Annotated in this window: 23 protein-coding genes and 1 pseudogene; 6 read left to right on the forward strand and 18 right to left on the reverse strand. The window is 65.0% G+C overall.

All coding sequences use genetic code 11. The features are described from left to right. Positions 1-126: 126 nt before the first annotated feature. Positions 127-540 carry a 6-pyruvoyl trahydropterin synthase family protein gene (locus tag SALLO_RS0107765; RefSeq protein WP_022835746.1) on the reverse strand — a complete coding sequence of 138 codons (414 nt, stop codon included), beginning with the start codon at positions 538-540 and terminating at the stop codon, positions 127-129. Positions 541-1236: 696 nt separating this feature from the next. Here SALLO_RS0107765 and SALLO_RS18900 point away from each other — a divergent pair. From SALLO_RS18900 to tkt, 3 genes and pseudogenes are all read left to right on the forward strand, one after another. Beyond that, positions 1237-1707: pseudogene (locus tag SALLO_RS18900) on the forward strand (heparan-alpha-glucosaminide N-acetyltransferase domain-containing protein); the annotation flags it as partial. Positions 1708-1769: 62 nt separating this feature from the next. Next, on the forward strand, positions 1770-2405 hold the full coding sequence (locus SALLO_RS18735) for a hypothetical protein (RefSeq protein ID WP_228702795.1): 636 nt from the start codon (positions 1770-1772) through the stop codon (positions 2403-2405). A 156-nt stretch (positions 2406-2561) separates the two neighbouring features. Further along, positions 2562-4565 carry a transketolase gene (tkt, locus tag SALLO_RS0107775; RefSeq protein WP_022835747.1) on the forward strand — a complete coding sequence of 668 codons (2004 nt, stop codon included), beginning with the start codon at positions 2562-2564 and terminating at the stop codon, positions 4563-4565. Between the two features lies 1 nt (position 4566). Here tkt and SALLO_RS16030 read toward each other — a convergent pair whose 3' ends face one another. Then, entirely contained in the window at positions 4567-6216 is a 1650-nt protein-coding gene (locus tag SALLO_RS16030; RefSeq protein WP_022835748.1) for a CCA tRNA nucleotidyltransferase, read from the reverse strand. Positions 6217-6615: 399 nt separating this feature from the next. Between SALLO_RS16030 and SALLO_RS0107785 the strand changes: the two genes are divergently transcribed. Continuing rightward, on the forward strand, positions 6616-7095 hold the full coding sequence (locus tag SALLO_RS0107785; RefSeq protein ID WP_022835749.1) for a hypothetical protein: 480 nt from the start codon (positions 6616-6618) through the stop codon (positions 7093-7095). Between the two features lie 298 nt (positions 7096-7393). Beyond that, on the forward strand, positions 7394-9886 hold the full coding sequence (locus SALLO_RS16035) for a zinc-dependent metalloprotease (RefSeq protein ID WP_022835750.1): 2493 nt from the start codon (positions 7394-7396) through the stop codon (positions 9884-9886). Positions 9887-9967: 81 nt separating this feature from the next. Here SALLO_RS16035 and SALLO_RS16040 read toward each other — a convergent pair whose 3' ends face one another. The 4 genes from SALLO_RS16040 to SALLO_RS0107810 all read right to left on the reverse strand — a co-directional run bounded on the left by SALLO_RS16040 (position 9968) and on the right by SALLO_RS0107810 (position 12377). Beyond that, on the reverse strand, positions 9968-10732 hold the full coding sequence (locus SALLO_RS16040; RefSeq protein ID WP_022835751.1) for an SDR family NAD(P)-dependent oxidoreductase: 765 nt from the start codon (positions 10730-10732) through the stop codon (positions 9968-9970). Beyond that, a complete protein-coding gene (locus SALLO_RS0107800; protein ID WP_022835752.1) occupies positions 10713-11171 on the reverse strand; it encodes an SRPBCC domain-containing protein in 459 nt (152 codons plus the stop codon). The genes SALLO_RS16040 and SALLO_RS0107800 overlap by 20 nt, the downstream gene beginning before the upstream one ends. A 7-nt stretch (positions 11172-11178) precedes the next feature. Continuing rightward, positions 11179-11763, reverse strand: a complete 585-nt coding sequence (locus SALLO_RS18620) for a hypothetical protein (RefSeq protein WP_022835753.1) — start codon at positions 11761-11763, stop codon at positions 11179-11181. A 137-nt stretch (positions 11764-11900) separates the two neighbouring features. Beyond that, positions 11901-12377, reverse strand: a complete 477-nt coding sequence (locus SALLO_RS0107810; RefSeq protein WP_022835754.1) for a nuclear transport factor 2 family protein — start codon at positions 12375-12377, stop codon at positions 11901-11903. A gap of 117 nt (positions 12378-12494) precedes the next feature. Here SALLO_RS0107810 and SALLO_RS16045 point away from each other — a divergent pair, with 117 nt between their 5' ends. Further along, complete coding sequence (locus tag SALLO_RS16045) at positions 12495-13433, forward strand: LysR family transcriptional regulator (RefSeq protein WP_022835755.1); 939 nt, start codon at positions 12495-12497, stop codon at positions 13431-13433. A 46-nt stretch (positions 13434-13479) separates the two neighbouring features. On the opposite strand, the gene ychF is transcribed toward SALLO_RS16045, so the two are convergent. The 12 genes from ychF to SALLO_RS0107875 all read right to left on the reverse strand — a co-directional run bounded on the left by ychF (position 13480) and on the right by SALLO_RS0107875 (position 26411). Beyond that, entirely contained in the window at positions 13480-14574 is a 1095-nt protein-coding gene (gene ychF / locus SALLO_RS0107820) for a redox-regulated ATPase YchF (protein ID WP_022835756.1), read from the reverse strand. A gap of 105 nt (positions 14575-14679) precedes the next feature. Beyond that, on the reverse strand, positions 14680-15597 hold the full coding sequence (locus SALLO_RS0107825) for a hypothetical protein (RefSeq protein ID WP_022835757.1): 918 nt from the start codon (positions 15595-15597) through the stop codon (positions 14680-14682). Positions 15598-16395: 798 nt separating this feature from the next. Further along, positions 16396-17928, reverse strand: coding sequence for a P-loop NTPase family protein (locus tag SALLO_RS0107830; RefSeq protein ID WP_028567033.1), 1533 nt, complete (start codon positions 17926-17928; stop codon positions 16396-16398). 107 nt (positions 17929-18035) lie between these two features. Next, positions 18036-18794 (reverse strand): SDR family NAD(P)-dependent oxidoreductase, encoded by a 759-nt coding sequence (locus SALLO_RS0107835; protein ID WP_022835758.1) that lies wholly within the window; start codon positions 18792-18794, stop codon positions 18036-18038. A 25-nt stretch (positions 18795-18819) separates the two neighbouring features. Continuing rightward, positions 18820-19983: a DUF2914 domain-containing protein gene (locus tag SALLO_RS0107840; RefSeq protein WP_022835759.1), complete on the reverse strand. Its 1164-nt coding sequence runs from the start codon at positions 19981-19983 to the stop codon at positions 18820-18822. A gap of 51 nt (positions 19984-20034) precedes the next feature. Then, entirely contained in the window at positions 20035-20601 is a 567-nt protein-coding gene (locus SALLO_RS0107845; protein ID WP_022835760.1) for a DUF2480 family protein, read from the reverse strand. A 72-nt stretch (positions 20602-20673) separates the two neighbouring features. Next, positions 20674-21747 carry a 23S rRNA (adenine(2503)-C(2))-methyltransferase RlmN gene (gene rlmN, locus SALLO_RS0107850; protein WP_028567035.1) on the reverse strand — a complete coding sequence of 358 codons (1074 nt, stop codon included), beginning with the start codon at positions 21745-21747 and terminating at the stop codon, positions 20674-20676. Between the two features lie 17 nt (positions 21748-21764). Continuing rightward, complete coding sequence (locus SALLO_RS0107855; RefSeq protein ID WP_022835761.1) at positions 21765-22556, reverse strand: ABC transporter permease; 792 nt, start codon at positions 22554-22556, stop codon at positions 21765-21767. A gap of 12 nt (positions 22557-22568) precedes the next feature. Then, complete coding sequence (locus SALLO_RS0107860; protein WP_022835762.1) at positions 22569-23510, reverse strand: ABC transporter ATP-binding protein; 942 nt, start codon at positions 23508-23510, stop codon at positions 22569-22571. Positions 23511-23555: 45 nt separating this feature from the next. Continuing rightward, the gene (gene cyoE, locus SALLO_RS0107865; RefSeq protein WP_022835763.1) at positions 23556-24476 is read right to left on the reverse strand and encodes a heme o synthase; all 921 of its coding nucleotides are present in this window, start codon (positions 24474-24476) and stop codon (positions 23556-23558) included. A 4-nt stretch (positions 24477-24480) separates the two neighbouring features. Next, positions 24481-25476 carry a COX15/CtaA family protein gene (locus SALLO_RS16050; RefSeq protein WP_022835764.1) on the reverse strand — a complete coding sequence of 332 codons (996 nt, stop codon included), beginning with the start codon at positions 25474-25476 and terminating at the stop codon, positions 24481-24483. 272 nt (positions 25477-25748) lie between these two features. Continuing rightward, the gene (locus SALLO_RS0107875; protein WP_022835765.1) at positions 25749-26411 is read right to left on the reverse strand and encodes an AIM24 family protein; all 663 of its coding nucleotides are present in this window, start codon (positions 26409-26411) and stop codon (positions 25749-25751) included. Positions 26412-26538: the final 127 nt, after the last annotated feature.

Below are 26538 nucleotides of genomic sequence, written 5' to 3' on the forward strand. Positions count from 1 at the left end.
ACGTCTTGTGGGCGCCGTTGACGGGGGCACCGTCGCCCGAAATGTCGTGCAGGTCCGAAAGGATTTTCTTTTCAGCCATAAAAAGGCACCTCGCAGGTGCAATCGTATAAGAAAAATCGGGGCGCGCTAGTCCCCGCGGTATTCAACAAAGTTGCGCTCGGTTTCGTAGAGCCGCACGCAGTGCAAGCGGCCCGCCGGCAGGTGACCCTCCAGCTGTTCCCAAATCGCTACAGCCACGTTCTCGGTGGAAGGCAAAATGCCGTCCAAAAAGTCGACCTCCAGGTTCAGGTTCTTGTGATCCATCCGATCCACCACGCGCTCATGCAGCACCTGCTTCAGCGCGCCCAGGTCCACCACGTAGCCCGTCTCCGGGTCGGGCGTGCCGGCAACCGTCACTTCCAGCACGTAGTTGTGCCCGTGCCAGTTCGGATTGTTGCACGCGCCGAAGGTTTCTGCATTCCACGCGTCGGACTTTTCTGGGTTGTGCAGCCGGTGTGCGGCGTTGAAATGGACCTTGCGTGTGACAAAAACGGTGGACATGAAGGAGCCGTGCTTCGTTGGGTAATAAGTGCGAATTCTTAGACCCGCCGTCTCTGGATGATGTTCAGCAGCGAACGACCATTTTACGTTGTGCTATGTGGGTTCTACGGCACTGTTACGTGTTCGAACTTCAAGGCTGGCTCGTTTTTCTGGATCGGACGTGAGCCGTCGATGGTTCTGTACGGCGGGTTATTGCTCGTTTGTCACGGTGGCCCTTTCAGGATGATCTAAACGCCCCCGCGTCGCCTACGGCTCCTCGCAATGACAACAGCGGTTGACGGTAGACATGCAATGTTGGTGGTTCAGATGGCTGTTCCGACGAGTTCGACCAACTGCACGCCCAACGCACAAAAAAGCAGCATTCTCCTTGTCATCGCGAGGAGTGCCCCTGGGGAGTGACGTGGCGATCTCCATGTACACGGAAAAACGCTCCGTCGCAGAAGTTACGCCACAGGCATGCCCCCCTTGTCCAAAATGTCCAGAGCCGTTGCATCAATCGTGCGTATTCGTGCTAACGCTGTTCAGGACTGAATTGCAAAATGACGTCGACATGCCCCAGGAGCAGCGACTGACTATGAAGCGCCCAGGGCGGGTTCGCGATTACGCGTGTGATTGCCCTGGCCTCGGCGGGCCTTCTTGCACACCACCGTGTTTCCCTGTACGTTGAGGCCTGCTGCCGCCACCGAATTCCGCACCATGCGCTCGTTCCTTCCTTCTGCGCCGCCCCACGGATCTGCCGGACGCCTGCAGTTTCTTGACGTCCTGCGCGCCGTTGCCATCGTGATGATGCTGCAGGGGCACTTCGTAGATACCATGCTGGATGCGTCCTTCCGCACGCCTACGCCCGGCTACACCACGTGGGTCTTCTTTCGCGGCCTTACGGCTCCGCTCTTTTTCACCATTACGGGCGTGGTGTTCGTGTACATCCTGCTGCGCAACAACGTGCCGCCGCGCAGCAATCCGCGGGTGGGGAAGGGCGTGCGCCGCGGGCTCTTTCTGGTGGGCCTCGGCTACGTGCTGCACCTCAACGTGGGCATGCTGTGGATGGGCGTGCCGGCTTGGGTGTGGACGGTAGACGTGCTGCATTGCATTGGCCTGGGGCTGCTGGCCGTGGTGGGGCTCTATTGCCTGTCCGCAGGCCGCGTGCGCCTGTTTCCGCTGCTTTTGCTTGGCACCGGACTCCTGTTTTGGGGTTGGATGAGGTCCTGCAGGTGCAGCCTTGGGCGAACGTGCCGCTCGTTTTCCGCCACTACCTCACCGAAGCACACGGCTCTACATTTACGCCTATTCCGTGGGTGGGCTACACCTTGCTGGGCGGCGTGCTGGGCTGGCAGTTGCAGCACGACGCAGCACACCCGTGGCGCACTCCCGTCGTGTGGGGCAGCGCAGGGCTCGTGCTGTGGATGGCCTCGTCGGAAGGGCTCATGGCGCTGCACCGCTTCTCCACGCTGGATGTCTTTCGGGCCATGGCCTACAACAACTACCTCGTCATGCGCTTTGGGCAGGTGCTGCTGCTGATGGCCGCGGCCCGCGCCCTGGAGCTGGCGGCTGGCACGCTCCCTGCAGGGGTGCAGCGCATCGGGCGCGAGACCCTGGCGGTGTACGTTGCGCATGCCGTGTTGCTGTTTGGAAGCGGGCTTGGGCTGAGCCTCAGGGCCTTGGGAGCCGGAACTTGGTCGCCCGCTGCCGCAGGCATCGGCGCGGTGCTGTTTGTGCTTGCCTGCATCGCCGTGGTCCCGTGGATGGACGCGCTTCGGACACGTACGCGGCGGCTGCGCGTAACGATACAGCGTCACCTGCTGGTGCGCGGCTACGCGTGGAGCCGTCGCCATGCGCCTCGCCTGCGCCACGCCCTTAACCGGTAGCCCCGGCCGCCCTGCCGCTAATGTTTCGCCCACAGCGCGGCCCGCGTGCATCGGACCGGTGCGAAATGTGTTGAAATCTCGCCAAGCGGCTGTAACTTCGGGCAGCGCTTTGTTCCTTATGCATGCTCCTTGCCTTCAATTATTTTGCTTCGCTCCATGCCAGACGACTTCTCCTCCATCGACGCGCGCGCCATCAACACGATCCGCTTCCTGGCGGTCGATGCCGTCCAAAAGGCCCAGAGCGGCCACCCGGGCATGCCCATGGGCGCTGCGGCCATGGCCTATGTGCTGTGGACGCGCCACCTGCGCCACGCCCCCTCCGATCCCTCCTGGCCCAACCGCGACCGCTTCGTCCTCAGCGCGGGCCACGGCTCGATGCTCCTGTACGCCCTGCTGCACCTTACGGGCTACGACCTCTCGCTCGACGACATCAAGCAGTTTCGGCAGTGGGGCAGCCGTACGCCCGGCCACCCCGAGGCGCACCTGACCCCCGGCGTCGAAACCACCACCGGACCGCTCGGGCAGGGCTTTGGCAACGGCGTGGGCATGGCCATTGCCGAGCGCTACCTCGCGGCCCACGTTAACACCAACGCCTTTGCCCCGGTGGAGCACTTCACCTACGGCATCGTCTCGGACGGCGACCTCATGGAGGGCATCGCGTCGGAGGCGGCTTCGCTCGCCGGCCACCTCGGCCTCGGCAAGCTCATCTACCTCTACGACGACAACAACATCAGCATCGACGGCTCCACCGATCTCGCCTTCACCGAGGATGTCGCCCAGCGCTTCGCGGCCTATGGCTGGCATGTGCAAACGGTGGCCGATGGCAACGACCTCGACGCCGTGGACGCCGCCATCCGTCAGGCCAAAGCCGTCACCGATCGGCCCTCCATCCTTTGCGTAAAGACACACATCGGGTACGGCAGCCCCAACCAGCAGGACACGGCCGCCGCGCACGGCTCGCCGCTGGGAGACGAAGAGGTGCAGCGCACCAAAGCGGCGCTGGGCTGGCCCACCGATCGGACGTTCTGGGTGCCCGATGATGTGCGCGAGCACATGGACGCCACCGCCACGGGCCAGGCGCGCCGCGACGATTGGGACGCGCTGATGGATGCCTACGCCGAGGCGCATCCGGAGAAGGCCACCACCTTCCGGCACTGGATGGACGGCACGCTGCCCGACGACCTTGCGGACCATCTGCCGTCGTTTGAGGCCGGCTCGAAGCTCGCCACGCGCGCGGCCAGCGGCCAAACGCTCGACGCCCTTGGCCCCGTCGTGGGCGGGCACCTCGTGGGCGGCTCGGCCGACCTCACCGGCTCCAACAAAACCGACATCGAAGGCCGCGCCGATCACCAGGCCAACACGCCCGGCGGCAGCTACTTTCGCTTCGGCGTACGCGAACACGCCATGGCCGCCGCCGCCAACGGCATGGCCCTGCACGGCGGCCTGCGCCCGTACGTGGGCACGTTCCTGATCTTTAGCGACTACCTGCGCCCGTCCCTCCGCCTGAGCGGACTCATGGAGCAGCCCGTCACCTACGTGTTCACCCACGACTCCATTGGCCTGGGCGAGGATGGCCCCACGCACCAGCCCATTGAGCACCTGATGGCCCTGCGCGCCATTCCGAACGTCACCGTCATTCGTCCGGCCGATGCCGCCGAAACGGCCCAGGCCTGGATGGCCGCGCTCCACCGCACCGACGGCCCCACCGCGCTCATCCTCACGCGGCAGGGCGTGCCCACCTTCGATCGCGCGCAGCACGGGAGCGCCGAGGGCCTCCACCGCGGCGCCTACATCCTGAGCGACGACGACGGCACCCCCGACGTCGTCCTGATGGGCAGCGGCAGCGAGGTGCAGCATGCCCTATCGGCCGCGCAGACGCTCCGCGCCGAGGACGGCCTCGCGGTGCGCGTGGTGAGCATGCCGTCGTGGGAGCTCTTTGAAGCGCAGCCGGAAGACTACCGGACGTCGGTGCTGCCGCCCGCCGTCACCCGCCGGGTGTCCATTGAAGCAGGCGTCACGCAGGGCTGGAGCCGCTACGTGGGCGACGCGGGCACCGCGATTGGCATCGATCGCTTCGGGGCCTCAGCGCCTGGCGACGAGGTGATGGCGCACTACGGCATCACGGCCGAGCACGTGGTGGAAGCGGTGCGCGCGCTGTAGGCTACGAGGCGTCTGCCGAGGCGAGGGCCGCGTCCTTAACCTCCACCAGATACGAAAGGGCCGCGTCCCAATCGTCGGGCAGAGCCGGGTCGTGGAAGATCGCCTCTTTCACGGCCCCCATGGCCCGGCGCTCGGGGCCCTGCAGGCGCTTCAGCATCTCCTGAAAGAGCGCGCCGCGCCGCAACGCTTCGTCTTTGATGTCCTGCAAGTACCGAAACGCCGCGTCGTGTTCGTTGGGAATCTCGCCCTCTAGGATGGCCTCGCGGATGTTCTCTTTGGCAATGCCCACCGCGGCGCCTTCCGAAATGCCCAGCGTCTCCATGATCTCGTACCCATCGACCGGCGGCTCAAAGTTGCGCAGCCGGTCCTTTTCCTCGACCGCGCGCATCTTTTCTTCCACCCGGTCAAACGCCCGCAGGTAGCGGCGGCGGCGGTGCGGGTTGCCGCTCGTTACGTCGGAGCGCACCAGCGTCATGAGGTCGTCGATGGCATCGCCCGCCTCGTAGAGCAAGCGGCGCACGGCCGAGTCGGTCACGTCGTCGTCCACCAGCGCAATGGGACGGTGGTGCAGGCGCACCATCTGCTGCACGTACTCCATGCGGCCGTCGAGGGGGAGCTTGAGGGCCCGGAAAAGATCCGGTACCATGCGGGCGCCTACCTCCTCGTGGCCATGAAACGTCCACCCTTCGGCCTTGGAGTAGCGCTTGGTTTGCGGCTTGGCGATGTCGTGAAAGAGCGCCGCCCACCGCAGCCAGCGCGTCTCCTCGGCCGGACGCTCCTTCACGCGCTCGGCGAGGTTGTCGAGCACCTTGAGCGTGTGGTAGAAGTTGTCCTTGTGGTCGCGGCCGTCGCGCACGTCTACGCCCTTTAGGGCTTGCACTTCGGGCAGGATGTGGGCCAGGATGCCGCTGCGCTCCAGCAGCTTAAAGCCCACCGAGGGCCGGTCGGTGACGATCAGCTTTTGCAGCTCGTCGGTGATGCGCTCCTGGGTGAGGATGTCGACGCGGCCCGCGTGGGCGCGCATGGCATCGGCCACGCGGTCGGCGACGCGAAATTCGAGCTGCGCCGCAAAGCGGGCCGCCCGTATCATGCGCAGCGGGTCGTCATCGAACGTAGCGTGCGGGTCGAGCGGTGTGTCAAGCCGGCGCCGCTGCAGGTCGGCGCGGCCGTCGAACGGGTCAATCAGGTCGCCAAACGCATCGGGCCACAGGTGCATGGCCATCGCGTTGATGGTAAAGTCGCGGCGGCGTTGGTCTTCCGCGAGGGTCGCGCTCTCCACCACGGGCTTGCGCGAGTCGCGGCGGTAGCTCTCGGTGCGCGCCGCCACAAACTCCAGCACCAGCGTGTCGTCTGCCGCACCGGGCGCCGGCACGCGCACGGCTGCCGTGCCAAAGTTTGGATACACGTGCGCCGTGGTGCCGCCCACGGCATCGGCCACCGCCTCAGCCAGTGCAATGCCGGTGCCCGCGCCCACCGTCACGCAGTCGATGTCCGTCGTGGGGCGCTTTAGCATCAGGTCGCGCACAAGTCCGCCTACAGCATAGGCCGCAATGTCTTCGCGCGCCGCCACGCGGCCCACGCGGCGCAGCAACGGCCCGTAGGGTTGCGCATCGACACGAGCAGCCAGCGATTCAATCGTCGTAAAGCGCATGAGGACAAGGCATCGGGCAGCGGATTCGGGGCATTCGGGGCTGCTTGAAACGTCAGCGGGGCGGCAGGCCTGTAGCGGGCGCCGCCGGTGCGGACTTCTCAAACAGGGCCATTAGTAGACGAACAGCCCGCCCGGTCGTTCAGCCGGGCCCGGTGCTTTTGCGGCGTTTTTGCGGAAGTTGGGTGCCGGCGGGCGCTCTATCGCAACGTCTACGTTCAGTCTGAGACAGTGAGCGGTCGAAGCAGCCTGCGGCGGAAGCGCGGTGCTGCAATAGAACGGAGCAGCAGCGTGGCCGGGCGCCATCCCCACACGGTTTTCAGAAAGCCCCCAGCACCTTCCGTCCGCTTGCTGCGTACGTTACGGCGTGTCGTTTGCTGCCCTACCAACGCGAGGAATGCTATGGACCGGTACGTCGATCGATTCCTGGAAGCCACGCGCCTCGACGCGTTCGACCGTCGCCTGGCCGGGTGGATGGACCGCAACGGGCGCCGGGTGCTGCGCTACGCGCTGGCGGTGGTGTTCATCTGGTTTGGGCTGCTCAAGCCCCTGGGCATGAGTCCGGCGGAGGAGCTCGTCAAAAACACCGTCTACTTTCTGCCGCCCGACATCTTCTTTCCCATCCTGGGGTGGTGGGAAGTGGCCATCGGGCTGGGGCTGCTGTACCGGCCCATGAACCGGCTCGCGCTCTTCTTGCTGTTCCTGCAGATACCCGGCACCATGCTTCCGCTCGTGCTGCTGCCCGACGTGTGCTTCACGTCGGTGCCCTTCGGCTTGACGATGGAGGGGCAGTACATCATCAAGAACATCGTGCTGATTGGCGCGGCCATCGTAGTGGGCGGCACGGTGCGCCGCACGAGCACGGCCCACGAGCGACTTTAAGAACCTGTTTTAACGGATGCCTCCGGGCTCCGCGCGGCCCCGATGGGCTACAAACAGGTTCCAAGCACTGTTTTGAAGCGTCGGCAGGTGTACAAGCTGGCGAGCGGTTTTCAGCGGGCGCTTACAACCAACGGCCGTTCGTTCGGTCATCCGGAGCGACACGCGCCCACATTTCTCCCCGGCATTGCTTATCTTGGGTGCAGCTTGCCTCTACGGCCGTTCGCTGCCCCGCCGCGCCAACCTTCTGGATGTTATGCTGAAGCATCTCACTGCCTGCCTTGTCTGCTGCCTTCTCCTCGTGGCCTCGGTCCACGCGCAGGACCTGCCCTCCATCGCCGAGAAAACCGAAGGGATGGAGCAGCGCGATGGCTTCTTTCCCGTTTACTGGGACGCCGCCGCGGGTAAGGTGTGGCTCGAAATTCCGCAGATGGAGCAGGCGTTTCTGTACGTGAACTCCCTGCCCGTCGGCCTCGGCTCGAACGACATCGGGCTCGATCGCGGCCAACTCGGCGGCGAGCGGGTCGTCTATTTCGAGCGCATCGGGCCGAAGGTGCACCTCGTGCAGCCCAACCTCGACTACCGCGCGGACACGGACAACCCGATGGAAGCGCAGGCCGTCACGGACGCGTTCGCCAAGAGCGTGCTCTGGGGCTTCGAGGTGGCAGCGGCAACCGGCGACCGTGTACTCGTCGACGCCACCGACTTCATCGTCCGCGACGCGCACGGCATTGTGCGCCGGCTGCAGCAAACCGACCAGGGGAGCTTCTCGCTCGATGCGAGCCGCAGCGCGCCGTTCCCCGCGAACGTGAAGGCGTTCCCGCAGAACACGGAGATGGAGGCGCGGGTCACGTTCACGGGCACCGACCCCGGCCGGTACGTGCGCGACGTGGCGGCCAACCCGCAGTCGTTCACCCTGCGCGTGCGCCACTCGTTCGTGCAACTGCCCGACACGACCGGCTACACGCCGCGGCGGATGGACCCGCGCTCCGGCTACTTCGGACTGATGTACCGCGACTACGCCGTCCCCATCGGCACGGACATCACGCAGCGCTTCATCAACCGCCACCGGCTGACGTGCGCCGAGCCGCCGGGTGCCGATGGGCTGTGCCCCGTCGCGGAGCCGATCGTCTACTACCTGGACCCCGGCACGCCGGAGCCCGTGCGCAGCGCGCTGCTCGACGGCGCGCGCTGGTGGGCCGAGGCGTTCGAGGCGGCGGGCTTCGAGAACGCCTACCGCGTCGAGATGCTGCCCGCCGACGCCGATCCGATGGACGTCCGCTACAACACGATTCAGTGGGTGCACCGCGCCACCCGGGGCTGGAGCTACGGCAGTTCCGTCACCGATCCGCGCACCGGCGAGATCATCAAAGGCCACGTGACGCTCGGCTCGCTGCGCGTGCGGCAGGACTACCTGCTGGCCGAAGGGATGCTCGCCCCGTACGACGGCGCCCACGCCGAGGGCTTTGCGCCCGCGAACGATCCGATGCTGGCCATGGCGCTCGCGCGCATCCGCCAGCTCTCGGCGCACGAGGTTGGGCATACGCTGGGCCTCGCGCACAACTTCGCCGCGTCGGTCAACGACCGGGCCTCGGTGATGGACTACCCCGCGCCGCTCGCCACCGTGGAGGATGGCCAGATTGTGCTGGACGACGCATACGACACGGGCATTGGCGCATGGGACAAGGCCGCCATCCGCTACGGCTACGCCCAGCCGGCCGAGGGGCAGACCGAAGCTGAACTGCTCGACAGCATCATCCAGAGCTATCAGGAGGACGGCCTGCACTACATCACGGATGCCGATGCGCGGCCGGCCGGGGCAGCGCACCCGCTCTCGAACCTGTGGGACAACGGCGCCGACCCGGTCGCCGCGTTGGCGCGCGAGATGGAGGTGCGCGAAGTCGCCCTCGATCGGTTCGACGCCTCCGTCATCCGCACCGGCGAGCCAATGGCGCTCTTGGAAGAGGCGCTCGTGCCGCTGTACCTGCGCCACCGCTATCAGGTGGAGGGCACGGTGAAGTCGATCGCGGGCGTGCGCTACAGCTATGCGCTGCGCGGCGATGATGATGCCACACTGCCCACGCCGGTCGACGCCAGTCAGCAGAGGGATGCGCTCGACGCGCTACTCCAGACCGTGACGCCGCAGGCGCTACGCCTGCCACCCGAGGTGCGCGCGCAGATCGCCCCGCGCCCGCCGGGCTATCCGGAGAACCGCGAGCTCTTCGCCAGCCACACCGAGCCCACCTTCGATCCATACGCGCCGGCTGAGGTGGCCGCCACCATGGTGCTAGACCTCATCATCCACCCCGAGCGCGCCGCGCGGCTGGCGTACCAGTCCGACCTCGACGCCAACCTGCCGACGCTGCGCACCGTGCTCGATGAGGTGACCGCGGCCGTGTGGGAGGCGCCAGTGTCCGGCAACGCCTACGATGCGGAGCTGCAGCGCACCGTGCAGCAGGTGTGGACCGACGCGCTCCTGGAGCAGGCCGGCAACGACGACGCGGCGCCCGCCGTGCAGGCCCGCCTCACGCAGCATCTCCGCGACCTACACCGCTGGCTGCAGGCCCATCCGGGCTCCGATGCTGAGACGCAGGCGCACCGCGCCCAGGCGCATGCCATGATCGGCCGCTTCCTAAGCCGCGACCAATCCGCCGCCACAATGCCCGCCGATATCGCCACTCCGCCCGGCTCGCCCATTGGCAGCGCAGCGCCGAGCTATGTGCAACGGCAAGAGCGCCGCCGGGCACTGCTGGAGGCGTGGGCGCCCGAGCGGCCCGCGTGCATGGTGCCGTAGCGGACTCACTGCGGCGGACCGTCCCACTGAAACGCTACCAGAAATAACCCAAACGGCGAACGGCAACGCGCTAGGCCGTCACTACAAAGCGCGTTGGGCGGGTAGCTGATCGCATGATGCGAGCACGACCGTCGCGCCGTGTTGGCCACGGGCGGCGTCGCTGGCGAGGTGTACCGCGTGTGCGCCGGCGTCATCGGCCGTGAGCCAGTCGTCGGGGCCGTCGGGGCAAGGGCGGGTGATGACAGGCGTAGCCAGAAGCAGCGTGTTGATACGCACGGTCTCGCTCTCCGCGGCGAGGACGTCTTTCAGCAGGAGCTGCGCCGCAGCGGAGACGGAGATCGGCCCCGAGCCGGGCACCGGGTGCAGCGCGCCCGCGCCACTGATGAGCGTGTAGCTTGCTCCGGACCGCCCGGCCAACACGGGCACGAACGTCTTCGCCATCACGAAGTGGGCGGTCAGCCCCATGTCGATGAGGCGGTGCCAGGTGTCGAGCGGCACCTCGGTCAGCGGCGCGCCCTGCCACCAACTGCCCAGAGAGGCGACAACCGCATCGAGCGGTCCTGCGGTGTCGGCGCCCCAGTCGCGCAAGGCGGCCGAACCCGCTTCGGAGCCCACGTCGCCGGTCCAGGAAACGAGGCGGTCGTCGGCCTCCAGGCGTTCACGAAGCGCATCAAGCTTGTCGTCGGAGCGGGAGGGTACGACGACGGTGGGGCCTTCGGCGAGGAAGGCGCGGACGAGGCCTTCGCCGACTTCCCCAGCGCCGCCGGCGATGAGGACGACTTTGTCGTGGAGTTCTGGTATGGCTGGAGCGTGGCTGGCGTTGCGGTCAGTGGGGCGCGGGGGCATGCCCCTGCTCCGCGCGGGTTTTAATTTCGGCGTTCATCGTCTCGAATCCCGGCTGCGCGTCGCGCATCATCGGGAGGCGCTTCATCACGGGCGCGAGCAGCCCGCTGTACACCTCACGGTTGACGAGTTGGGTACGCGCGCCGCTGGCAAGCGGCGTCAAGGCAAACGTGTGCGTGCCGTCGAACAGCCCACGAATTCCTGTGACGGCGCGCCAGGTGAGCCGGTGCGGCGGCTCGAACGCGATGATCGTCGGCCGAAACGAATACGTAGGGCCATCGGGCAAGTCCAGCCGCAGCGTAGGGCGCGCGTCCGGACCGAACGCGCCCTCCACAACGTGGAGCAGCGAGCTCCAGTCGGCATAGCCGTCCGTGTCGGTGAGCACGGCCCACACTTGCGCGGGCGGAGCGTCAATCTCAATCGTGGCTTCGATCGTAAACATGCGGGTTCTAAAAAGCGTATCCAATGGAGATATTGGGGGAAAGCTGTACGGACATTGGCTCAAAATCGAGAGAGCCCACTTGGGTCCTGCCGCTAACTTTGTTGTGGATCTCAAGGCCGAGCCAGGGCATGACATACAGTCCGTCGAACAAGAACCAAGTATAGCTGGCTCTTGGGACGACGTACAGACTGCTGTAGTCGGCTTCACCGTCTTCGTTTTCGTTGGTAACCTGAAAATTTGCAATGACCGTAGAAATCCCAAAAGCAATGCCGGCGCGGTCTCGGTTCCAGGGGTGAAAATCGGTGCCTATGGTAAACGCCGATTGAATCTGTAATTCAAATCCTTCGTCTTCATTACCAGGAATCTGGTCAACAAAAAACTCCGGCATCTGGAATCCATAAGCCCCCGCGTTAAAAACCCATCTTTTGAGGTTGGATGGTTGGTAGGTTCCGCCAATGCTCCACCCCGTGAAGGCGTACGCCAGCGGGTTCACTTCAACAGAAATGGTACGGTGCGATTCTGCCTCTTGGGCCTGTACAACGAATGGAAGACCGAGACTTATTAAACTTAACAAGAACGTCTTGATTCTCATTGCTATATCTTTCGCTATTTAACCTACTGTAGTTTTTCGAAAAGGTGCGTTTTGAATGAGTAATGCCAGCATGCACGCGGTCCCCTTGTGCAGTCGAGGTGCTGATTGCACAAGGGGATTCGATCGTAAACATCGGGTCAGGCGGGTTGCTCGGTGTCGTGCTCAGCCTTTCCCTCGGTTTCTTGGGCATCCATCAGCTTTTGGAAGCCGGGATCGACGTCCATGTGACGGTAAACGAACCTCCAGCCGTTTTCGGTACGCACCACCTTGCTGTCACGATAAATGGCTGTTGCCACGACGTGCGGAATGTTGACGACATCCAGCACGGTCATGTACGTTGTCACGTACGCAGTATCGTCGTCCTCGCCAGGGCGAACGGCGACGTTGCTAAGCAGGTGCCGCTTCCCCACGGCCATGCCGCGGTGGACGTGATCGTCCTCGAACTCGCGGATAGCGGCGCGGCCTTCGTACGTGCCGAAAGCGCTCTCGAAGCGGATGTCGTCGTGGTCGGCCCAGCAGTCCATGAAGCCATCAACATCGGCCTCATCGGTTGTGATGTAATATCGGGCGCAGAGTTCGTGGATGGCGAGCCGATCGTTGGCGGTTAGAGGCATAGCGGGTGTCAGTGCGTCTGTGGAAGTAGCATTTGGAAGTGCCACGTGCGATACTGTGATCAGTTACATGCATTATTATGATCATTTTGATGCGAAACATGCATCAGAGAGAAGTCTATGATGGAGCTGCGCCACTTGCGATCGTTCTTGGCCGTTGCCGATACGCTGAATTTTCGTCAGGCAGCGGAGCATGTACACATCACGCAGTCGGCACTAAGCCGGCAGATTCAGCAACTAGAAGAGACGCTCGGTGCAATGCTTTTTGACCGGAGCCGCCGGACGGTCGCGTTGACGGCTGCCGGGCGCGCCTTCTTGCCTGAGGCAAAGCAGACACTGGCCCGCGCCAAACAGGCGCAGCGCACGGCACAGCGGGCGGCACGAGGCGAAGTCGGGCGGCTCGTCGTCGGCTTCGTGGGGCCGGCCATCTACAGTACGCTGCCGCACATCATACGGGCGTTTCAGGCGGCGACGCCCGATGTGGAGCTCGTGCTTCGTGAGATGCGGTCGCATGCACAGCGCGACGCGCTTCAGCAGGGCACCATCGACGTAGCGTTTGCAGGGCTTCAGCCGAAGAATGCAAAGCTTGTCAGCGAGCCGGTGGGGCGTGACGCCGTGATGGTGGCGTTGCCTGCCGATCATCGCTTGACAGGTGTAGACGCCATCGACCTGGCGGACCTTTCGGAAGATCCGTTCATCATCTTCGAGCGGGCGTTCGAGCCTGAGCTGTTCGACGCGCTCATTGCGCTGTGCCAGCGTGCCGGGTTCAGTCCGCAGATTGCCCAGCAAGCCAACCGAATCTTCGTGATCCTCGGCCTCGTGGCGGCCGGGCTTGGGGTCGCATTTGCGCCGCGGTCGGTGCAGGATGCATTCAGCACCCAAGAGGTCGTGTTCAAACGCGTCCTGGATGCCACACCAACGCCTACGCTACGCATCGTTTGGCGCGCGGACAATGCCTCACCCGTGCTTGCTAGATTTGTCGAGACCGCCCGAGCGAGCACAGACGCAAGGCCTAGGCCTGACGACCTGATGCAGCCGTCGACTACAGACGAACCGTAGCGCTTTTGAACGGGGGGCTCTTTTCGCACCCACACGGGGGGCCGCGCTACACGTTGAAGCGGAAGAGCATCACGTCGCCATCCTTCACCTCGTACTCCTTGCCCTCCATGCGCAGCACGCCCGCATCGCGAGCCGCGGCCTCCGAGCCCTGCTCCACGTAATCGTCGTAGTGCAGCGTCTCGGCCCGGATGAACCCGCGCTCAAAGTCGCTGTGGATGGTGCCTGCCGCCTGCGGCGCCTTCGTCCCGCGCCGGATCGTCCACGCCCGCGCCTCCTTCGGGCCGGCCGTAAAGAACGTAATGAGGCCCAGCAGCTCGTACGCCTCCTTAATCAGGCGCTCCAGCCCCGACTCCTGCAGGCCCATTTCCTCCAAAAACAACGCCCGCTCGTCTTCTTCCAGCTCAGCAATCTGGGCTTCCACCTCGGCCGAGATCGTCACGACGCGCGCCTCCTCGTCGGCCGCGATGGCCCGCACGTCGTCTACATAATCGTTGCCCGCGGGCAGGTCCTCCTCGCCCACGTTGGCCGCGTACAGCACCGGCTTGTCTGTCAGCAAAAAGAGCTCATCGACGAGCGGGAGCTCGGCGGCCTTGGCCGGGAAGGTGCGGGCCCAATGCCCCTCGCTGAGGTGGTCGTACAGGCGCTGGTACACCTCGTAGCGCTGCTTGGCTTCCTTCTCGCCCGACTTGGCCGGCTTGCGCGCCTTCTCCACGCGCTTTTCCACCGTCTCCAGGTCCTTCAGCAGCAGCTCGGTGTTGATGATGTCGATGTCGCGCGCCGGATCGACCGAGCCCGACACGTGCACCACGTTGTCGTTGTCGAAGCAGCGCACCACGTGAATGATGGCATCGACCTCGCGGATGTTTGCCAGAAATTGGTTGCCGAGGCCCTCACCCTCTGAGGCGCCCTCCACCAACCCGGCGATGTCGACGAACTCGATGGAGGTGGGAATGACGTCGGCGCTGTCGGCCAGCTCGCCGAGCGTCTCTAAGCGGGCGTCGGGGACGGGCACCACGCCCACGTTGGGCTCAATCGTGCAAAAAGGGTAGTTCTCAGACTCCGCGCCCGCGTTGCTCAGGGCGTTGAAGATGGTGGACTTGCCCACGTTGGGCAGTCCGACGAGGCCACAGCGCAGCGACATAGACGATCAAAAACCAGAGGAGAGTCAGCGATAGCACAGCCGGGCTGTATCGGCTCTTCCAGTTGGATGTTCCTGTGCGCTGTGTTGAGAATTGGTGGGCTGCCGTCAGCCCGACGCCTCGACGCACTCCAGCCAGCCGCCGCCGGGCAGGCGCAGGGCTACGGTGCGGGCGCGTCCGCTGTACGGTTGCGTCACGCGCCCGCGCCCGCGCACGGGCTGCCGAAAGCGGTCGGCCATCTGCACCACAGCGTCTACGGAGTCGACGGTTACCGACAGCCCCCACACCCCGGTAAAGCGTCCGTTGTAGCGCCACGAGAGGTCGCGGCGTTCGGAGAGCGGCGTGGGATGCTCGACCAGCGCGACGTGAAACGGCTCCTCGCCGGCCCACTCGATCCACGTGATGCGCTCGGCGGCCCCTACCACCGGGCGCATGGCCGCGGGCACCGGGTCTTGGGTGGCCTGCACCGTGCCGCCAAAGCCGTCCGTAAACAGCGGCAGCACATCGTCGGTATGATCGACAGCAAACGCAATGCCTTGCACGCCGCTGTCGGTGAGGTGATGGGTGTCACGCGGCGGGTCGTGCTGCACAAACCAGCAGGCCACGTTCTCGGGCCCGTAGCCGCGAGCGCCGAGCACGGTGCGCGGGCCCACGGGGTACGACGCGGGGCCCGCTAAAGCATCGAGCGCATCGGCCGCGGCCACCGTATCGATGTTGGCCGTACGCAGGCGCAACGCCGCAATGCCGTTGGCCCACGGACGCGCCGGCGTGCGGATCGGATCGGCCGCCTCGCGCATGGCAATCAGGTCTACCGCGCCGCCCCGTCCCGTTTCGGGACCCACCAGCCGCTGCCCGCGGCTCTCGGTGGGCAGCCCCCAGTAGGCACACCACTCACGCGGCAACGGGCCCGGGCGCTCGCCCGCCTGCAGCCCCAGTGTGCCCGAGAAAAAGCGCACGGCGGGGGCCAGTACGGGAACGGTGACGAGTACGCTGCGCAGGGCGATAACGGTAGGTGTGCGGGCCATCTGCTGTAAGCCGGTGTGGGGAATGCGGTGGCGACGCTACGGCCCTAAGGTACGCGCTGCACCGGACAATGTGAATGCCCAGAGTAATCGCATCAATTGGGGGTTTGTCCTGACGCCGATCAGGAGTGATTTGCACAATGACGATGACATGGCCCGGAAGTAAGAACTGGCTTTGATGCACCCAGGGCAGGTTCACAATCCCTCATGCCGTTGTTCTTCCCGCATGTCCTGCTAATTGCATTGTTCAGCAGATTTTTGCTCGTTTGTGGAGATTGCCCCTCCGGGATAACCTAAAGGCCCCCGCGCTCGCTTCGTTCGCCCACAATGACATGAAGGGTGACATGCAGAAACGATACGTGAATGGTTCAGAGGACTGTTTCGGCGGTTTTGATCAACCGCACGCCCAACGCACAAAAAAGCAGTACTTTTCTTGTCATCGCGAGGACTGAGCAGATGCGAAGGACGCGGCGATCTCCATGTACGGGCAAGAGCGCCCCATTTCGGAGATTGCACCTACGGCATGACAAAGGCCCCCACGCTCACTATGTTCGCTCGCAATGACATTGAGAATGGAGTGCCAAAACGATGCGTTGATGGTTCAGATGGCTATTCGACTCGATTCGCCCAACTGCACGCGCAACGCACAAAGAAGCATCACGCTACTTGTCGTCGCGATGAGTGAGGGGCCTTGGTCATGCTACCGGTGCGCATGCGGGCGACACCGGAGCCGTCGTTGAGGCGCATAGGGCGGATTCACAATTACTCATGCGATTGCCCTGTGTGAATGCCCCACAGCGCCTATTGGTAGGCATCCCAGGCGTCGGAGTCGTCGTCATCGTCAAATCCACCGTCGCCCCCCAGCCCCGAGAGCATGGAGCCCATCATGTCGTTGTAGGAGCGGCCGCCGTCGGAGAGTTCTTTTCCAACGAGCGAGTTCTGGTGCAGGGCTTCCAGCACCAACTCCATCATCGCCGCCTCGGCCGCTGCGTCGGTCGGCGTGGTGTGCTCCGTAACCAATGCCTGCAGCCCCTCCACCCGGTCGAGCTGCGCGCGGTACGCCTCAAACGACTGATCTTGGTCGAGCGTCACGGTATGTCCCTCGGCAAACCACTGCAGCACGGTACGGTACGCATCGCGTCCGTCCTCTTTGTCGGCCGGGTCGGGGAAGTACTGCGTAAAGATGGTCTTGATGGCGCGGCCAATGAGCGTGAGCGCTACGTTTTGCGCGCCCTCCTGCTCGCCCTCGTACACCAGCTCCACCTTGCCGGTGATGGCCGGCGCCACGAGGTTCAGGTCGCTGACGCGCACGGTGGTTTCCTGCTCGTTGTTGATGAGGGCCCGCCGCTCGGCCGCCGAGATCAGGTCCTCCAGCGCGGCCCGCGTCATGCGCACCGACACGCCCGATTGCTGGTCAACGTACTCACTCGCGCGCGCCTCGAAGGCGATCTGCTCGATGACTTCACGGAAGATATGCGGCACGCGCACGTCTGCTGTCTCGGACTCGGCGGCGTCGCGCTGCTGCCACGCCTCTTGCCGCGTAATCTCGATGCCAATGTCGATGGTCTTCGGGTAGTGCGTGAGGATCTGGCTGTCGATGCGATCCTTCAGTGGCGTGATGAGGTTGCCCCGGCTGGTGTAGTCCTCCGGGTTGGCCGAAAACACCATCAGCACGTCAAGCGGAAACCGCACGTTGAATCCGCGAATCTGGATGTCTTGCTCCTCCAGGATGTTCAGCAGCCCCACCTGAATGCGCGGCTGCAGGTCGGGCAGCTCGTTGATGGCAAACACGCCCCGGTTGGTGCGCGGAATGATGCCGAAATGGATGACCTCTTCGTCGGCGTAGGTGAGCCGCAGGTTGGCCGCCTTGATGGGATCGATATCGCCAATGAGATCGGCGATGGTGGTGTCGGGCGTGGCCAGCTTCTCGCCGTAGCGGGCCTCGCGCGGCAGCCACTCGATGGGCGTGTCGTCGCCCTGCGCTTCCACCAGCTCGCGCCCGTGCTTCGTCACCGGCTGCAGCGGGTCTTCGTTCAGCGGGCTGCCCGCGATGATGGGAACCTGCGCGTCGAGCAGGGTGGGAATCATCCGGATGATCCGACTTTTGGCCTGCCCGCGCAGCCCCAACAGGATGATGTCGTGCTTTCCGAGCAACGCGTTTTGCAGTTGCGGGATCACGGTCCGCTCGTAGCCCAGGATGCCCGGAAAAATCGTCTCGCCGGCCCGCAGCTTCCGCATCAGGTTCGCACGGATCTCCTCTTTTACGGTGCGCTGCCGGTAGCCTGCTGCTTTGAGTTCGCCAAGGGTTTGTGCGTTCGTGAGCGCTTGCGTCATGCCGTGGATCCGTTCGACCGAGAAAACTGCAGAATCGTGCTGAAGTATCACGCGAGGCGCAAAAAGGCCGTTCCAGAGGGTTCAGGCTTTTCCCACTTGCGGCCCGCTCAATGCACATAACTCCCAGCATTGATGTCGATGGTGGTGCCGGTGGCGTGATCGGCGCCGCCGCTGAGCAAGAACGCCACGAGCGGAGCGACGTCCTCCGGCTCGGTCAGTTCGTTGAGGGAGAGGTCGTCGCGCACGATGCCTTCCCCAAACTGGTCGATAAAGGCCTGCGCCATGTCGGTGCGCACAAACCCCGGCGCCACGGTAAACGCTTTGATGCCGTCGCTGCCAAAGCCGCGCGCCAGCGACCGCATGAGCGCCACGAGGCCCGCTTTGGATGCCGCGTAGGCCATGTAGTCCGGCACGTCGCCCCGAAAGGCTGCCCGCGAAGCGATGCCCACGATGCGCCCGTGCCCTTGCGCCTGAAAGTGCGGCAGCGCGGCGCGGCACAGCAGCTCCGGCGCCCGCAGGTTCACGTGCATCGTGTCGTTCCAGTCCGCGGCCCACGCCTCGGTGGGGGCCGCCAGCGGCATCGACCGCGCGACGCCCGCGTTGAGCACAAGCGCATCGAGGCGGCCATATGCGCGCAGCACCTGCGCCACCAGCGCCTCGGTGGCATCGAGCGCCGTTAGGTCGGCCTGAAACGGTTGCGCCGTGGGGCCACACCGCACGGCAACATCGGCCGCCGCATCCGCGCTCTGCCCGTAATGCACGGCCACGGTAGCCCCGGCTGCAGCGCACTGCTGCGCGATGGCACGCCCAATGCCGCGGCTGGCACCGGTAACGAGAACGATCTGGTCGGAAAGGTCGAGGGACATAGCGGGCCGGGGGATGCGTGATGAGCTATTCGTACCGCCGCACGGCAAACGACCGGCGGCGCGTGGTATCGGCGCGTACAATCGAGAAACGGATGCGCCCCACGAGGCGGTCTTCGGTGGTGAGCACGTTCACGCGCCACGCGCCGGGGCGCACATTGCGCTTGTACGTGTAGCCGCGGTACCCGCGCGCCCGTCCGCCCACCAGCCGGTAGCCGATGCGGTCGGTGCCTATCCACTCCTCGCGGCGCGCGTCGTAGTACTGCCAGTTGTGCGTGATGCGCGTGCGCAGATCGGACGGCGCAAAGACCGAGACGAAGCAGTACACCGTGTCGCCCGGCACGTAGTGAAACACCTCATCCGACGCGCGCCACGGCTCGTACCACGCGGGCGCCTCGTAGGTGAGCCGGTACACGTTCTCGCGAATGGTCACGTCGTGATAGATGCCGCCGGCCTTCATGGCAAGCGGCACCGGCGGAATCCAGTTCTGCACGTAAAACAGGTTCACCAGCCCAAACAGCCCCAGGGCCACGCCCGCCGTGGCTGCGGTGGGCTTCCACCCCGTCACCACCTTCCACTGCCGAAACAGGTACAGCAGCCCGCCCACCACCGCCAGGGCCAGCACCCCCGCCAGCAGAAAGAGGCCGTAGCCCATAAACCCCAGCAGGATGGGCAGCGCGAAGGTGCCGTAACAGAACACCGCCAGGAAGTACACGCCCAACAGCACCGCCACGTTAAATGTGCGGCTCCAGATAAACTCGTTGGCCACGAGCACCGCCACCAGCACCAGCAAAAAGAGCGAGGCGGTGGTCAGCGAGGCGCTTTGCGTGTAGTAGATGACGTAGGCGCTGAACAGGCCACCGGCAAAGAATTGCAGGCCGCCTTCCGACCATTCGCCGATGTGGGCCAGCGGGCCGTCGGGCAGCCGGTCGTTGCGCTTTAGCACGGCCAGCACGATGGCCGCGCCCAACAGCAGCAGGTAGACGAACAGAATCAGGTCGTCGATGGGCGCGTCAATGCGCTTCAACGTGGCGGCGTCCCACCCCACGCCGCCCAAAAAGAGCAGCGGGGGCGCCAGGTGCTCGTGCCGGTGGTACAGCCGCCGCACCAGCCGATACCGCGGCGCGCGCTTCAGCCGATCGATGAGCGGCGAAAGGAAGGCAGCGGCGGTACGATCGGTGGTGGAGGCCATGGAGGGGCAAAGGAGCGGTCGGGCGACGGGTGAGCAAGATGCACGCAGGCGCTATCCCGTGGGCAGGTCGGGCTTCTTGACGCCCACGGCCTTGGCGCCCGGACGCGCATCTGTGTCGGTGGGCTTCCGCCACAGCGGCACCGACGAGCACGGCTCGCCGTACATGATCTTGCGGGCCACGCCTTGCAGCTTTTGCGTCGCAATCATGTAGGCCGCCTCGGGGACGCGCGCGCCGCCGCATCCCTTAATCACCACCGGCTTGCCTTCAAAACGCGCCCAGTCCTCGGCCTCCAGCGCGCGAATGTAGTGATCGCGCACGGCGGCTTTTTCATCTCCAAAGCTCACGGATGCGGCCACGCCATTCAGCTTCGAAGCGATGAGCATGTAGCCCCACGTGGGCACGATGGCATCGGTCGAGCAAAAAAGCGCCACGTGCTTATCCTCGTAGGCCGCCCAGTCGTGCGCCTTCACGGCCGCCCGAAAGTCCTTTTCTTTCAGCATCAGGCCCTGCGTAAGGAACGGCGCAATGTCGCACGTGGCCACCGCGGCATCGTCCCACAGGTCGTCCAGGTTGTAGACGGTGATGTCGCTTTGCGCAACGCGGTTGGTCAGTTCCATGGCAAATGAAAGAGCAATGAGAAACAGCAGTTCGGGGTGTATACGAGCCAGCCGTGCGGGATATCCAACCGGTTACGACGCCGACGCATTGGCGAGTTGCCCGCAGGCCGCGTCAATCGTGCGGCCGCGGCTCTGGCGCACGGTCACGGTCACGCCGTGCTGCACGAGGCGCTGCACGAAGCGGTTGAGCTGCGCCTCATCGGTGCGCGCAAAGTTGAGGCCCTCCACCGGGTTGTACATCAGCAGGTTCACCTTGCTTGGAATCCACCGCGCCACCTGCGCCAGCCGGTCGGCGTCCTCCATCTGGTCGTTGACGCCCTCAAAGAGGCAGTATTCGTACGTTACCGGGCGGCCGGTTTCGGCGTGATAGTACTGAAGCGCCTCCTTGAGCGCCGGCAGGCTGGTTTTCTCGGATGTGTTTACGGGCATGATGGCGCTGCGCGTGTCGTTGTCGGGCGCATGCAGCGACACGGCAAGGCGCGTGCGTAGGCCGTCGTCGGCCAGGTCGCGGATGCGCCGCGAGAGGCCCACCGTAGAGATGGTGATGCGCCGCGGCGAGAGGTGGAGCGTCGACTCGTGCGTGAGCAGCCCCATGGCCTTCACGACGTTGGCGTAGTTGAGCAGCGGCTCGCCCATGCCCATGAACACGACGTTGGTCACCGGCCGGTCGTACAGCGCCCGCCCGATGCGGTCCATGAGCGCCACTTGGTCGAAGATGGCGCCGGCCGTCAGGTTCTCGCGGAAGCCCATTTGGCCCGTGGCGCAGAACGTGCAGCCCATGGCGCAGCCCACCTGGCTCGATACGCACACCGTGAGGCGCTGGGCCTCGCCGCGCGCGTCGAACGCCGGGATGAGGACGGTCTCGGCCTGCCGCCCGGACGGCAGTTCGAACAGCACCTTGACGGTGCCATCGGGGTCGCGCTGCCGGCCGACCACCGTCAGCGTTTCGACCACGGCACACGCCTCCAAGGCCTGGCGCCAGTCTTTGGGCAGGCTCGTCATGGCGGAAAAGTCCGTGACGCCCTTGCCGTAGATCCACTCAAAGAGCTGTTGGCCGCGGTACGACGGCTCATCGAGCGACGCCGCAAACGCGCGGAGGTCGCCCTCGTCCATCGTCTTCAAGTCCACACGATCCGTGGCTTCCATGGGTCAGCAAGCGGTAGCTACGAGAAAAACGAGCGCTGCACGGTGTACACAGCCAGGCCGAGCATGCACGCCGCAAAGGCGGCGGTAACGGCCAGGCACACGCCGGGCGATGCCAGCACAGCCGGGGCCTGCCCCAGGCCATAGAGGCCGTGGCGTACGCCACTCACCGCATACGACACCGGATTGATCCATACCAGCGCTTGCAGCACCGGCACGGCGCCCGCGGCCGGAAAGAGCCCGCCCGACAAAAACCAGAGCGGCAAGAGGAAGAGGTTCATCACCGCATGAAAGCCGCGCGTGGAGTCCATGCGCCAGGCGATTGAAAACCCGAGTGCGGTGAAGGCCAGGCCCGTAAGCAGGCAGATGACAGCAATGAACGCGAGCCCCGTGAGGGGCGGGACAAGGCCCACCAGCGGAGCGGCCGCAACAAACAGAAGCGCCTGCGCCGTAGCCAGCAGCGTGCCGCCCAGCGCATTGCCCAGCACCAGCGCCGTGCGGGGCGTAGGCGCCACCATCACCGCCTGCAAGAAGCCCGAGGTGCGCTCCTCCACGATGCTGATCGTGGAGAAGATGGCCGTAAACAGCAAGATGAGCGTGATGATGCCCGGCAGCAGAAATTCGGTGTAGCCTACGCTGCCCGGTACGCCCGCTGGTACCTGAAACGTGTGCTGAAAGCCCAGGCCCAGCAATCCCCAGAACGCCAGCGGTTGCACGAGCGCCCCGAGCAGGCGGCTGCGGTCGCGCACGAACTTGAGCATCTCGCGCCCCGACAGGGCCGCGACCGTTTGAAGGGCATGGGTAGCAGACATAACGCAGAGCGACTACTGAGCAGGAGCGCGGAGGGCGGCGGCCGAGCGGCCGGTGTGCGCCAAAAAGACGTCTTCGAGGGTGGGCGGGCGCAGCGTCGCCGCGGTGATGCGGGCACCAAAGGCGCGGTAGATGCGGGGCAGCATCTCCGGCGCCTGATCGGTTTGCACCTGCACCAGTGTGCCAATGACGCGGGCCGCAACGCCCATTTGCGCCTCGATGCGGTCGCGCAGGTCGGCCGGGGCCGGGCTTTCGATCCACAGCGTTTGCTCGCCCAGGGCCGTCTTCAGCGCCTCGGGCGGGCCGTTCACCACGCACGCGCCCTCCGACAGGATAGCTACGGTGTCGCAGCGGTCGGCCTCGTCCATGAGGTGCGTCGCCACGATGAGGGTGGTACCCTCGTCGGCCTGCAGCTGCCGCAGCGCGTCCCAGAGCGTACGGCGCGCGGCGGGATCGAGGCCCGTGGTGGGCTCGTCCAGCAGCAGCACCTGCGGGCGATGCAGCAGGCCGCGCACCAAATCCACCCGCCGCTGCAATCCGCCCGAGAGCGTGCTTACGCGGTCGTCCGTGCGGTCGGACAGGCCAAAGCGTGCCAGGAGCGTACGCATGCGTTCGGCAAACGCGGCCCCTCGCAGGCCATACAGCGCGCCCTGAAAGCGCAAGTTTTCGCGCACCGTCAGGTGCTCATCCAGCGCCACCGACTGAAAGACGACGCCCAGGTGCTTACGTACAGCGTGCGGCGCGTGCACAGGCGAGGCACCCAGGACCGATACGGTGCCCTCGGTGGGGGCCAGGAGGGTCGAGAGAATCCGGAACAAGGTCGTTTTGCCGCTGCCATTGGGGCCCAGCATGCCAAAGAGGGCGCCCTGCGGGATGCGCAGCGACAGGTCGTGCAGGGCGCGCTGCGTGCCGTAGCGGTGCGTAACGTGCTGAATGTGAACGGCAGGCGTGGGCATGAACCAAAGGGAGCAAAAGCCAGAAGCAACGGACCGGTGGGGGCGTTACAGCACCCAGTCGATGCCAATGAGGGCGACGAGCACCGGAATGTACACGATAGACGCTTTCAAAACGGCGCGCGCGTCTTGGTTGCTACGTGTTTGGTAAAACGTCCACGCGGTCCACAAGAACCAGCCGCCCAGCGGCACGGCGCCCGCGAGGTAGATCCAGCCCATCGTGGGGGTGGTCCAAAACGGCAGCACGCTTACGCCCAGCAGCGCCGCCGTGAAACCCAGCGTTTGGCGCGCGGTCGACCCGCCGTCGGGCTCAACCACCGGGAGCATCACGTAGCCGCCGCGTTCGTAGTCTTTCCGGTACATCCAGGCGAGCGACAGGAAGTGGGGCATCTGCCAGCACACCAGGATGCCGAAGAGCACCCATCCGGTAGCGCCCAGCGTGCCGGTGGCCGCGGCATACCCGCCCAGCGCCGGCAACGCGCCCGGAATCGTTCCCACCAGGGTGTTGTACTTGGTGGTGCGCTTTAGCGGGGTGTACACAAAGATGTAGAGCAGCGCCGTGAGCGCGGCCAAAATGGCCGTGAGCGGATTGACGATGGGGCAGATGAGGGCAGCGCTTGCCACCACCAGGCCCACGCCCACCTGCCGCACGCGTTTGGGATTCACGCGCCCGGCGGGGAGGGGGCGCGCCGCGGTCCGTTTCATCTGCGCATCGTACGGCACCTCCATCGCATGGTTGAGCATCCCCACGCCGCCCGCGCACAAGCCCACGCCCACCAGGGTCACCACCAGGTCGAGCACGTCGAGGTGGTGCGGCGCCCCCAGCAGAAAGCCCGCCAGAGCCGACACCGTCACCAGAAACGAGATTTCGGGCTTCGACAGCTCCACGTAATCGCGGAGCACCCCGCGCAGGCTACGTGCCGGCACCGGCGCAACGGCATCGGCCGATGAAGAAGAGGACGAAGGCATGGGGCTAGGAGGCATCAGCAGCAGATGATGGGCGGACGGAGACGGCCGACGATTGGGCAAGACCATCGCCCGGCACCGCATCCGCGGCCGTCGCCAGCGGTTGGTGCCAGGCGTAGATCATCGTGGCCGCCGTGGAACCCACAAGCACCGATCCCACGACGACGTGCGCAATCGTAAGCACGATTTGCGGCAGATGACGCACGCCCTGCGCTGCATCTCCGATGATGAACAGGTACGCAAAAAGCCCCAGCGCAAACTGCAGCCCAACCACCAGCAGCATCGCCCAGGCGCCGCGCCGCAGCACCGTCACGTCATCGAAGTGCTTTTGCACGTAGGTAAAGACGGCGATCACAAGCCCCGTAACGGCGAACGCGCCAAAGATGTGGATGTATGCAAACATCGCGTTTAGGCCATTTCCAAACTGGCGGAGCATTGCGCCCAGCACAATTTGCAGCAAGAGCGTGCCGGTGGCTGCGATGGTGAGACGGCGGAGCGTGGTGCGGGAAGCGGTGGCGGGAATGAGGGGCGTACGTCGCATCCAGGCATCGGAGGTAAAAACAGCCAATCCCACAAGCGATCCAAAGAAAATTTGCGCCGTTGAGGCATGAATCGCCGCCAGCGTGAGCGAATTTTCCGTCACCCGGAGCCCGCCCAGGATGCCCTGAAAGATGACGAGCCCCAGCACCGCTGCGCTCAGCTTCTTGACCCAGCCCCGCTCCTCACGCAGCCACGTCCACGCGGTGAGCACCAGCGTGAGAAAACCCACCAGCGCGCCGAGCAGGCGGTGGCCATGTTCAGCCAATACCGGCGTGTAGCTCCACCACTGCGGCAGCCCCGTGGCCAGGGGATCGTACGACCCAAACGACGCCGGCCAATCTGGAACGGCCATACCGGCGTTGATGCTTGTCACAAACGCGCCCCACGAGATGAGCAGCGCGGTGGTTGCAAGGGTTAAGAGCGTAAAGCGAAAACGCCACGCCCGAGCCTGGGGTTTGCGCATAGCGATGAGAGGCACCGGTGCAGGGGTATCGGGTGCAAGATGAACGACCGGCTGCAAGGGGCCGTTCCATTTTCAGGGTTGCTGGTGCGTGAAACAACGGTGCAACGTGCCTGCCTCCGGGTCTTTCCATACAAACGGGCCGATCGATCGCTCGACCGGCCCGCTACCATTTCATGGCGCACGGCTCTGACTGAGCCGTTTGCGCATGGGCGACCCCGCACGCACAACTCCAAAACTCCAATCAGCCCGCAGCCGCCCTGCGGGTTACCGCCTTAGGCCTGCGGCCCTATTTCTTCGTAGGGCTGCACAACCACGAAGCCGCCCGACTGGTTGAAGTCCATCTGGTATTCTTCCCCCGAGGAGCGCCCAATCATCGACTTCCAGCCAATGTCGGTGGTAAAGCTGGGCGGCGTGTTGGAACTCCAGGCTACGGTGGCATCCGGATCGGTGCGCACCGGCGTATCGAGCACGACGGGGCTGCCATGCGTCGTGAACGCGATAAATCCGGGGCCCGTCAGGTGCACGTTAAACAGCCCGCCGCTGGCGCGCGACGCGATCTTTTTCATCATCTTGATGTCGGCCTCTACGCTCGAAGCGTACGCCAGCACGTCGTTGCCGTTGATGGAGATGGACTCGCCGGCGCCCAGCTCCAGCACATGAATGTTTTTGCCGCCGTCGGCTGCGTACACGTGGCCCTGGCCCGAGGCCACCATTGTGTTGGCGCCCTCGCCGGTCGCCGCCTGCTTGAGCCAGCCGGTAATGCCGCCGCTGGTTTTCTTCTCGAAGGAGACGTTGCCGGTGTAGGCAACCATCGCCCCGGTTTTGATCCACACCTCGCCATTGACGGTGATGTCGAGGAGCTTGCTGTTTTCCAGCTGGAAGGCCGGTCCGCCCTCCGTGTCCTGGTTCTGATCGATGAACTCTTGAAGCTTCATGGCATCTACTGCTTGGATGAATGGGTGATGAGCCTGCATGGTTACTTGCGCAAAAGCGCCGGTGCAACGGACAAACGCGCGTGGCCGGCGATAGGTTACGGCACCTCGTCTGCCAGCCACCCGGTAC

This window comes from Salisaeta longa DSM 21114 (assembly GCF_000419585.1).
In the GTDB taxonomy this organism is placed as follows: domain Bacteria; phylum Bacteroidota; class Rhodothermia; order Rhodothermales; family Salinibacteraceae; genus Salisaeta; species Salisaeta longa.